Origin of the sequence: Actinomadura geliboluensis, assembly GCF_005889745.1 — a bacterium.
Classification (GTDB): domain Bacteria; phylum Actinomycetota; class Actinomycetes; order Streptosporangiales; family Streptosporangiaceae; genus Spirillospora; species Spirillospora geliboluensis.
The window spans coordinates 1-11,051 of sequence record NZ_VCKZ01000312.1 but is presented as its reverse complement, the minus strand read 5'-3'; the positions used below and the strand labels follow the sequence as shown (position 1 = coordinate 11,051).

Below are 11,051 nucleotides of genomic sequence, written 5' to 3'. Positions count from 1 at the left end.
AACGCCCAGCTCAAGAGCTGGCGAATCCTCCGCAAGCTCCGCTGCAGCCCCAGCAAGGCCGGCCACTTCGTCAAGGCCATCGCCGTCCTACAGAACTACGAAGCCACCCGAGGATGAAAAAGGGTCACTGATGCCATGTAACCGCAGGAGCTAGGATGGCAGCGGATCCAGACAGTCCACACTTTCCAGAAGAATTTGAATCCCCTGATCTTCACCGAGCGGCTTGATGCCCAACACGTCGGCGAACTCAGCGGCAAAGAAGGTCACATACCCAGTGACCACATCCGGATCGAATAGAGTCGGCTCCACAGATATACGCGCCGTCAGCGCGATTCCTCGCCACGACGTATTCGCCGCGTGGAGCGCGCTCCACGCGAACGCCGTCCCCCGTCGCATCAACTGCCGGGTCTTCTCGAGCCCCGATGGCTCGATGCCATCTTCCGGAATACCTCGCCCATTGACGGCCGCTTCGTACTGACCCACCGTAGAAAACGCCGAGCGATCCCCGAAGTGGGAGTCGCGGAAGGCAGAAAGCAGCGTCGCTCCCTCATCGACGACCCACCCACCTCCGACAACCGCTCGCAGCGGAGGGCATACATCAGCCACACGGAGATGCTGCAAAAAATCCGAACCCAGAGCCAGTTCGACGTCAGGGCTGATATGAGCCATATACTACTCCCCGAGCTTCGAGTACACGATCTCCCGCCACAGCCACATGTTGACCGGGATAGAACTTACGCCTGCAGATGGTCTCGAAGAAGCAATTCTTGATGACTTCCAGGTCTATCAATGAAATCTTTCTGACCGCACGAAAGCCTATTCCCCGCCCATACGCCAGCAATCCATGATCCGCTCGGTGACGGTGAGGTGGATCACTCTTTCGTGACCTGGCCTATCCATTGCTCCAGCGTCATCAGTCGAAGTGGAGCTCTTCCGTCATCGACGACGGTCGCCGAGAGGGAAAAGGGGAACACCTCTCGGATCACGCGCCCCGCCGCACTCTTGGAAGTGGTGAGCACCAGCACCGGAACACTTCCCGGCGAGGCGCCCACCACCTCTTGCCACTCCTCCTCAGAATATGAGTCCACCCCGGCCCACACTCGCGTCAACTCGCACCTCTCACCAGCAGGTTGTGTGTTCAGCCCGCAGACGACCTCGCCGCCAGGTCCCTACACAGCGATCGGTTCGCAGCTCTTAATCAGAGGCCGAGTCCGTCACGAAGGGGCAGGCGGCGAGTCGAAGTGCGCCATAACCACAGCAGACCATTGAAAGCCACACCCGCCCCCTCCGGGGCATCCGAACCCTACGAGCTCGGATGCATCAACGGTAGGGACCACTGATCACCTCCGTCCCCATCCGCTGCCTGTCAAAGAAGCGCCCCATCACTGAAGACCGAGGGCGCACTCCCGCCTACCTGGGCAGCAGCGCCTGCATTACGCTGACACGCCCGAGGCCCGGAAAGCCGGAGTCACCAAAGACCAAAAGGCCTCCGTCGCCGTGTGGCGCTAGTCGCCGTTCTTCACCGACGCCGAACGCGCCACCCTTGGCCGACGACCTACAGCACGCCTTCGAGCGCATATACGAGTCGATAGAGAGTGCGCACTATTTCGAGAAGAATCAGATGTTCACAGCCACGGCGGAATTTACACCACGAACCCAGGCTCAGCAATCACTTCCACGCAAAGCAGATCCAGAAAACCATCCGGGCTTTACTCTAGCGATAACATCTGCAGCTACCAGCCGCTCCAAGAAGATTTCAACTTCATCCAGAGACCAAGCCTTGGCCGGAGTTATATTTTGAGTAAATAGCCAAATTCGCCATGCATCAAAGACCTCGACGTCACCGTCTAGGACATCGACGTCGACGCCCCGTCCACCCTCTTCCCAGAGCCGGCAACCAATCCCATGAACAGAATATTCAACACCATTTATTGAGCCGTCACGGGCAATCTGATGCTGGTTCACTTGGCGAATAAGCTCGCCAAGTGAACCAACGCCCGACAGGCCGGCCAGTATGCGCCCCCTGAACGCCTCCAGCGTCTCCAAGAACAGCCCTACCTCATGGAGAAGGATGTGTTCGACCATGGCCAGATCATACCCCAGGCAACGCAGTTTCTGTTAAGGCATTTGATACCACCCATCAAGCACATCATCAATCGTCCTGTAGGATGTGTTCCATGGAAGGTCGACGACCTCGTAGGGTACTTCTTCGAGGCCGGCAAGCTTAGCCGCACGAACACGATGATGTCCATCAACCAGCAGTAACATTCCATCGTGCTCGACCACCTTTACCGGCTCTCCAATATACCCGTCCTCCTTCATACTCCTAGCGATGATGTCTATGTTGCGACGAGACACCCCATTCTGTCCGACTGGGTGCGTTGGCTTAAGATCGTACGGAGAAGCAGTTCCGCACCCAGTATTGTGGACGAGGACTGAGCTGTTTCCAGCGAGCACATAGTAGGTGTGTGTGTTGGCGATGGTGAGGTTGTGGACGCGTTGCTGTTGTGTGCTCCAGTGCTTGGTGGCGCTTACCTGGACGTAGGTGCCGGCGCTGGTGCGCAGCCACATGCCGGGCTTGAGGTCGGTGGCCTCAACCCAGGCGTTGATGCCGCCGGCGACCCAGAAGGGGTGAGTGTCGGTCGCGATGAGGACGCCGCGCTTCGACTTGTTGAGGACGGCGGGTGCCGCGGCTGCGGGCTTGGGGACTTCACCAGTCACCCAGCCGAAGGCGGGAGCCTTCTCGTTGACGGTGATCTGAACGAGGTTCTTGTCGCCCTTGCTGGTGATCGTGCCGAGGACGGGTTCCGCCGTGGTCTCCCCGGTTTCGGGGTCGGTGGCCAGGATTTCGTCTCCGACGTGCAGGTCTTCGATGGCCTTGCTGGTTCCGTCAGCCAAGAGGACCCGCGTCCCTGGGACGAAACTGCTCACGCATCCTGTGGGGACCTTTCGGGCCAGCCGCGCTCCGGCGGCGGCCTGGCCGATCACGGGGAGCAGGGCCACGGTAGAAATGCCCGCGTTCTTCCAATCGCCCTCCACGGCATAGGCGATGGCGTTGATGATGTCGGAGGCGTCCCCCACGGCTGGAACCATGCCGATGATGTCCAGGAAGTCATGCAGGCCAGGCGTTGCGGAGCTGCAGATCGGGTCGTTGCTGTAGTCCGAGCAGTACGCCAGTTTCCCTTGCAGTCCCAGAGCGAATCCCTCTAGATCTTTCCGGGGGTTGGGCGGACTATGGACGAACGCGCTGACCAGCCGGCGGTAGGTCGTCCGCTTCAGCTTCTCCGGGAGCATTCCCCGGTGCGGATAGGTGACGGGGTATTTGACCTTGTCGAAACTGCTGTCGCCGCGCCAATGGCTCACGCCGTCGCAGGCCGGACTACCAGAGTTGCAGCCCCAGTACCTGTCGCTGGGGGCACCTCCCGGGCCGACGTGCATGGCACCGTCAGGGTCCGAGCTGCTGACGGGGCTGTTGTTGGCGTAGGTATAGCCGTTCATCTGCTGGGGGTCGGCCTGGTCCATGAGGGGGTCGACGGAGATGAAGCGGCCGGTGTCTGGGTCGTATTCGCGGGCGCCAAGGTGGGTGAGGCCCGTGGAGTCTTGGGTGCCGCCAACGAAACCCTTGCCGTTCGGCCAGGTGGCGTCATCGTCGAGGCCGCGGATGGCCCCGAACGGGGTGAAGCGGCGGATCGTGCTCGCCATGGTGGCGGCGTTGACTGCGACCTGACCGGTGCCCTGGTGGTCACTGGTCAGGTAGGTGACGGGGCCGTTAGAGGTGCGCATCGCGACGGTCTTGCCGCCGAAGCTGTAGTAGCGGGTGCCGGTCGCGGTGGAGGCACCGTTGAGAGCACGCAGTTCGGTGCCGTCAGGCAGATAGAGGGTGGTGCCGGCGGGGTCCTTGCGGATCAGCCGGTTGCCGTCGGCGTCGTAGATGTAGGTTTCGTCGCTGCCGTTCTCGGTGACCTTGGCCAATTTCCCTTCGGTGTCCCACTCGAAGGTCTGCGTCGCGGTGGTGGGGCTGCCGTCGGCGGTCTGGACGGCCGTGGTATTGCCGGTGACGTCGTAGGTGTAGCTGTCAGTGCGCTGCCCGGCGGGTCCGGTCTGGCTGATCTGCTGGAGGCGGCTGCCCTGCCCTGGGGAGGCGTAGGTGTAGGTGCGGACGGTGTTCGCCACACCGGCGAGGCCATGGCGAGTCTCACCGGTGCGGTTGCCGGCCTTGTCATACGTGAAGCTCTGCCAGTACGGCGCCGGGCCGCCGATCACCGCGTCGGTGGGTTCGGCCGCGCAGGCGTCGCTGGTGCCCTGCGTCCAGGCTTGGGTGACGCGCTGCAGGTGGTCGTAGGTGAAGCACTGGTTGTCGACACCGTCGCGGGAGGTGTCGGTGATGGACGTGATGGTGCCGGCGTCGGTGTAGTGGTACACCGCATTGCGGTCGTTGCCGGCGACGCCCTCACGGTAGCTGCGGGCGCGGTCCAGCCGCTGAGTGCCGTACTGGTAGGCGAAGGTCTGCCAGACCCGTCTGGGTTCGACGCCGAGTTCGAGGATGAGGGGCTTGCCGGTGGCGGTATAGACGGTGTCGTTGACGTAGGTGCCCTTTTGGCTGGCAAGCCGAGTTGGGCGCAGCCAGGTGTCGTAGTTGTGGACGATGGTCTCGTAGGGCAGTCCTCCGGCGGCGGCAGGGCTTTCGCTCTGGACGGTGCCGTCCAGGTTGTAGGCCTTCGTGGACATGTAGGTACCGGCCAGCGCACCCTGCTGCGCGGGGATGGTTACGCTGGCCGCCTCGACACGTCCCAGTTCGTCGTAGCCGCGCACCTGGTTGATGTACTGCGCGCCGTCGTGGTGGCGGATCGCCTTCGAGAGCTTGCCCTTGCCGCCGACCGCGGTGTCATAGGTGAACGAGGTGAGGAGCGGCCCACCGGCCGTCCCTTCGTGGGTGGCGGTCTTACGGCCCAGCCCGTCGTAGTCGGTGAAGACCGTCTTCCCGCGGGCGTCGTTGGTCGAGGTCGGCCGCCCGAGGTCGTCGTAGGTGAAGGTGGTGGTGCCCTTGTCGGGGTCAGTGGTCTTGGTCTTGCGGCCGCGCAGGTCGTAGGTGGTGGTGAAGGTGTTGCCGGACGGGTCGGTGACCGAGGCGATCTCGCCGGACGGGGTGTAGGTGTAGGTGGTGGCGTCGAAGTCCCCAGTCGGGGTGGCCGCCTTGTACTGGCGGCGTTCGATCACCTGGCCGCGGGCGTCGCTGATCTCGGTGGTCGGCGTGCCGCCACCGGGCGGGGTGACCGAGACGCGGTTGCCACCGCTGTAGGAGTAGGTGGTGCGCCACAACTCCTGCTCCGGCTGCGACCCGTTGCCCTTGGTGAGCTTCTCGACGGTCTTGCGGCCCAGCCCGTCGTACTCGGTGCGGGTCTGGGTCTCGATGTTGCCGGGGGTGCCGACCCCGAACAGGGTCGTCTCCGGATCGCCGGCTGCGGTGTAGGGAGCGTAGGACTTGACGACCTGGCCGCGCTCGTCGTAGAAGGTGTCGCCGATCAGGCGGCCGCCCGGACCGGGCGCCTGGGTCTGCCGGGGCCGCAGCCAGCCGTCCAGCAGTTCTATCTTGGCGACCCGCTGCCCGCCGCCGCTGGTGAGGGCCTCGGTGGTGACGGCGGTGATCTGCCCCTCGGCCACCCGATACGTGAACTCGTAGTTCGGCTTCTGGTCACCGGCCGCCTTGGACCGGTTGGGCAGCCACACCTCGGTCAGCCGTCCGAGCCCGTCATAGACGAGATCGGTGTGCAGTCCGTTGGCGTCGGTGGTGCGGGTCGGCAGCCCCCAGGCCGGATCCAGTACCTGCACGGTGGTCAGTGCCGTGGCCGCGTTGCCCGGTGTGGCCGGGGGAGTGGTCGTTTGCGTCCCGGTTGTCAGGCCACGCGTGTCGGTGTAAGTGGTGGTGGTGACCTGCCCTAGCGCATCCTCCACCTTCGTCTTGCGTCCGACGGAGTCGTAGGTGGTCTTGGACTTTATGACGTACGTCGGGGCGCCGCCGTCGTACCCGGACGCCTCCTCGAGTTTGGTGGCGCGGCCCAGGGAGGGGGCGTCGCCGAAGCCGCCGTTGTCGTAATGGGTGCGCACGTCCGCGACGACCTGGGCGGGACGGTCGGGCGTCGCGCTGCAGGCGACCGAGACGGTCTCCACCCGGGACGGGAAAACCACCATCCACTTGCCGGTGTTGTCGGCGTAGGTGGTGCGGGTGCACTTGTCGTCGGCGGCCGTGGTGGCATCGCCCAAGTCGTTGACGGATGTGACCCGCCCGACGCCCGCGCCTGAACCGGCGTAGTCGGTTTCGGTCTTGGTCTCGGTCCAGCCGCCGCCGTCCTTGGCCGTCCAGGTATGGGACGTGTCGGTGCGGACGACGTTGGCGGTGGTGGTCCCCCATGACCGGGTGCGCGAAGCCGTCTGCACCCGCCATGGCGTGTTGACGGTCTTGCTGTGAACACTCCCGCCGGGCGCGGTGTATTGGACGTTCTTGAGCGTGAACCCGGCCAGGGCCTCGTGGTCGGTGTAGGTGCCGCCTTCTCCGTCGGAGACGGTGATGCTCTTCTCTCCGCCGGATTTTGTCTTGCGGTCGCCGTCCATGCCGCGCAGGTAGTAGGTGTCGGTCTGGGTGGCTGGGTCGTCGAAGTCGCCGGTGCGGGTGCGGACCTGGCCGTAGCCGCGCCACTGCGACCAGGTCTTCTCCTTCTCCTTGGTCAGCCCGTCGTCGTCGTCGAAGTGCCAGGCCGCACCGCCCAGATACTCGTACCTGGTGGCCATGTCCGGTGCCAGCCCGGTGCGGTCGGTCTGAATCACGCTGGTCACCACGTACTTGTGGAACCAGTCGGTGATCGGGTCTTCGCGGCCGGGTGGTGTCCAGATGACCGGCATGCAGCGGGTGGTATTGGTCTCCGGGGTCGGCAGGTTGGACAGGGTGCAGTCGGGGTCGGAGTAGGCGATGTCGATCTGCCCGCCGGACTCGTCGTAGATGGCGCCGAGCCGGTAGCGGGTGTAGGCCAGGATGTCGTCGCCGGTCTTGTCCAGCCGGTTGTCCATCTGCACGTGGTTGAAGGTCACCTTCGGCAGCGTCACCGGGTCGCTTCCGTCGGTCGAGGCGCGGCCGGTGTGGGTAATCTCCTTCAGGACCAGGTCCCGCTCGATGTCCGCCAGCTTCCACTGGTGGTCCAGCGACCACGAGTCCACCGGACGGTATCCGGAGCCATCTGGCTTGAGGATCTGCGTGGTGACCTTCGTGAGCCGCTTGCGGGACCAGAACGTAGGTGACAGGCCGCCGTGCGTATCCTTGCATTCCTGGCCGGAGTTGCAGTTCAGGTCCCAGGGGACGTCCCACCACTTGTCGGGGTTACTGCCGATCTTGGACGGGTCGCAGTCGAAGTTCGCATCCGGAATGCAGCGCTCGGAGGTGGTGAAGGTGACCTGGGCGGGAGGGGTGGCGAACAGCGCGTCCTTGCGGAGCCCGTAAGAGATCGTCTTCAGGTAGCCCCCGCGGACGTAAGGGGTCTCGTCCTCGGCCTTGATGTTGCGGCCGTAGTGGTTGATCTCCTTGCCGTAGGTGTAGTTGATGGCGTTCCCAGCGGGGTCGACGACGTAGTCGAGGTTCCAGCGGTACGCCTGCTGACACCAGGACGCGGCGAAGGTCGACTCGTGACAGGGCTCTCCAGAGTCGTCGCCGTACACCGGGGACGTCCAGGTCGAGCCAGTTTCCGGTTTACCGTCCTCCCAGCCAGGGAGCCGGTTCAGCCCGAAGTAGTACTCGGTGCCGTCGGTGGTGGTGACCCGCCAGTACTCGCCGTTGTCGTCACCGTTGCCGGTGGCCGAGCTGGTGAGTTTCTCAAACTTGGTGCCGTCGTCGTTCTTCGTCCGCCAGGAGCCGTCGGACGTCTTGATCAGCTCGCCGCCCCTGCCGCCCCAGGTCACGGTTGCATTGTCGTAACCCCAGCACCGGTCCCCAGGCGAGTTACCCCATTGATCCTTGGGCGCGCCGTCGTCCTCGCACGACTTGTAGCCGCGCTCGATGAAGCCGGGTGACAGGTCGAAGCCTTCGCCGACCCAGGACGGCTGGCCGTTGGTATTCGAGGTCCGGCCGTCGACGCTCCCCGAGGAGTAGGAGATCGCGACCTTCGGTGTCAGCCCGCTGGGGACGGGCGGAACGCGCATCGGGTACGACCAGGTGAAGTCGCCGGCGTTCCCGCCGGCCTTCCAGGTCGCCGACGCCGCCAGGGACGTCGCCTTGTAGTCGCCCTGCGAGCTGTCGGAGTCCGCGGCCGCGACCAGCAGCGTCGCGTTCGGCCCGGCCGCCGCCGTCCGCGCACCAGATGAGGCCGCCGGGGCGGCCTCGACTTCGGCGGTCAGTGTCCTGGCCGCCGCGTCGTTGTCGGTCGTCACCGGCTCGCCAGTGCGGCATTCGGGTTTGTCCGGAGTCGTCAGGGCGCACTGCGGCAGTTTCTCGAGGTGCAGCCGAGCGCCGTAGGAGCCGCCGAACGCCTGCGCGAACTTCGAATAGTCGAGCCGCACCTTCACCCGGCCGGGCGCTGCCGCATCCGTGCGCGCCACCGTGAACGCCACCCCCGCCACACCAAGCCGTTGGCTGCTCGCCTGGTCGAGTACCTGGACCCGTACGCGCTCCGCGACCGCGACCGCCCGCGCCGACCGGCGCTGCTCCACGGGCGGCAGCACCTGGATCGGCAGCTTGCCCGCGCGTGCCCCGGCGTCCTTGCCGCCGGAAGGGACGTCGACCTCGGCGGCGCCGACGCTTGGCCACGCCGCCTTGGCAGCAGGCAGCGGCTGGACCGGATCGGCCTTGCGTGGCCGGACCTTCAAGTCACGGCCCGGCACCGGCTTCTCATGATCGTCGACCTTGGGACGATGGGAGTTAGGCAAATCGGCCAGCGCCGGCGGCACCGACAGCAGCCCGGTCGGCATCATCAGCGCCGTCACGGCCGCGACCCTGGTCACCGCTCGGCGCGATCCCAGTACCAGCCTCTTGCGGCCTGCGTTCACAACGTCCTCCATCGGCACCGCCCGGCGGGGGCGTAGTACGAGTTCACGAAGAGAGGGGACACGGATCCGGCTGCTCTGCCGCCCCCTCGCGTGGAGCGACAGATCCGAATGGTTGCTAGGGGCCGTCCTTGGTCGGCAGTTCGAGACCGCTGGCCAGCATCTGGATCTGGTCGACGGTCAACGCGCCCTGGTAGGCCCACACGTCGTCGACGGCGTCGGTCCAGTACTCGCTGCCGTTGCCGTTGGGATCGCCGAACTTGGTACGTCCCACCTGCAAGCCGCCGTTGCCCTTCGCCTCGAAGGCCACGACTCCCTTTGCTTGCGACACGTTGCCGGCGATCTGCTCCAGATGTCCGTCGACGTACAGGCTGACCCGGTCGCGCAGCGCGTCGTACACCACCGCAAGATGCGACCAGTTCTGCGCATTGAACCCCGCGTGCGACGCCGTCAACGGCGTGGCACCCGCGTCATCTGAGTTGTGCATCGCTACCTGCCAGACGCCCTGCTCCTCCGGATCCTCGCCCGGCACGTATCGCAGCGCGAACGCGTTCGTGTTGGCACCCGGCTGGGAGAACACCGTGGCAGGCTGCGATGGTCGCCCAGCATTGCGCACCCATCCAGCGATCGTGAAGCTCTCGTCCGTCACTACCACCGGGCTGGAGGTCTCGGCGAAAGCCTTCTGCAGCGGGCTCAGCTTCAATCCGGCCGTCGACCCCCACTCCTTGAACCCCGCCGCCGGATCGATGAACGCGCCGTTGTGGAGGGTCAACGCGGGAGCCGCGCCGCTCTTGGCCTCGCCCGAACCGTCCTCATTCAAGATCCACCGGGCCTTGAGGACGGGATGCTGGGTGACGAGGACCTCGGCTTCCCGGTCACCAACGATTCGGTCGTAGACCCGCACATCATCGAGCAGACCGGGCCAGTGGTCGACTTGGACGCCCTTGTACTTCGCGCGACCGATCTGCAGGCCCCCCACAGCCCGCCACATCGCCGGTGTGACAGGGCTGTCGTTGCCGCGGTCTCCGTTGACGTACAGCCGCATCCTGCCGGACAGCGCGTCCCAAACACCGACCAGATGCGTCCACGCGCCGGACTGAGCAGGCTCTTTGGACGACGCCTGGTACCACCCGGGTGCGTCCGCGGTGTCAGTCGCCGTACGCCCGAACACCCACTTCTGCGTGTCCTTGACATACTTCAGATAGAAGGCGCTCTCGTGAACCCCCTCCATCGACAACGCCGTGAAGTCAGTACCCGGAGCGCTCGCATCCACCTTGGCCCAGACCGATACTGCAAAACTCTTACTGGTATCGACCACCGGCGCACCGGTCGCGGCATAACCAGCCGATCCATCCAACTGCAGTGCCGTATTCGCCTGCCCCGGCACACCCAAAGCGGCACCGTTGTGCAAGGTGGCCTTCGACGGTGCGACCGGGCTGTAGACCACGGGCTTGCCCGCCGGCTCCTCCATGTTCCAGTCCGCCACCAGCCCCGCGCCCGCGGGGACGGTGCCGCCGGCGAGCTGCTGAGCCTGAGTGCCGGACAAGGCCTGGTCGAACACCCGGACGTCGTCGATCGCTCCCGGCCAATTGTTGACGACGAAGCCGTTGTACTGGCTTCGGCCGATGTGCAGCGGACCATGCGATTCCAGGGGCGTGACGCTGCTCCTCGTCGCCTGGAGCTCGCCGTTCACATAGAGCCGCGTCTGTGCTGCGGTCTTGTCGTACACACCGATCAAATGGCTCCACTGCCCGAGGGGAAGCGGCACATCGTCCGTCGCCGTCTGCCAGACACCGCCGCCGTCATTCGTATCAGTCGTCGGCCACTTGAGCACGGCATGCCCATCGGGCTCCATCCCCAAGTAGAAGCCGCCCTGGTAGCTGCCGAGCTGCGCGACCAGGTCACCGATCTTCGTCTGGTCCGGCTTCGCCCATGCCGAGACCGTGAAGCTCTGGGTGGTGTCAACGGCTGGCGGGCCGCTCTCTGCGTACCCGGTCGTCCCATCCAACGTCAACGCGGAGCCGTTC

At 65.1% G+C, this 11,051-nt stretch carries 5 protein-coding genes and 1 pseudogene; 1 reads left to right on the top strand and 5 read right to left on the bottom strand.

Going from position 1 to position 11,051, the window contains the following annotated elements; translation table 11 throughout:
* Nucleotides 1-117 (top strand): annotated as a pseudogene (locus ETD96_RS32270) (IS5/IS1182 family transposase); the annotation flags it as partial.
* Between the two features lie 33 nt (nucleotides 118-150).
* Here ETD96_RS32270 and ETD96_RS32265 read toward each other — a convergent pair.
* The 5 genes from ETD96_RS32265 to ETD96_RS32250 form a co-directional block, all read right to left on the bottom strand.
* Complete coding sequence (locus tag ETD96_RS32265; protein WP_138640271.1) at nucleotides 151-669, bottom strand: hypothetical protein; 519 nt, start codon at nucleotides 667-669, stop codon at nucleotides 151-153.
* Nucleotides 670-872: 203 nt separating this feature from the next.
* Complete coding sequence (locus ETD96_RS45200) at nucleotides 873-1,025, bottom strand: hypothetical protein (RefSeq protein ID WP_171069338.1); 153 nt, start codon at nucleotides 1,023-1,025, stop codon at nucleotides 873-875.
* A gap of 637 nt (nucleotides 1,026-1,662) precedes the next feature.
* Nucleotides 1,663-2,085, bottom strand: a complete 423-nt coding sequence (locus tag ETD96_RS32260) for a DUF6896 domain-containing protein (protein WP_138640270.1) — start codon at nucleotides 2,083-2,085, stop codon at nucleotides 1,663-1,665.
* 33 nt (nucleotides 2,086-2,118) lie between these two features.
* Nucleotides 2,119-8,964 carry an RHS repeat-associated core domain-containing protein gene (locus tag ETD96_RS32255; RefSeq protein WP_171069337.1) on the bottom strand — a complete coding sequence of 2,282 codons (6,846 nt, stop codon included), beginning with the start codon at nucleotides 8,962-8,964 and terminating at the stop codon, nucleotides 2,119-2,121.
* 178 nt (nucleotides 8,965-9,142) lie between these two features.
* Nucleotides 9,143-11,051: LamG domain-containing protein (locus ETD96_RS32250; RefSeq protein ID WP_138640268.1), on the bottom strand; the 1,909-nt coding region annotated here is incomplete at its 5' end.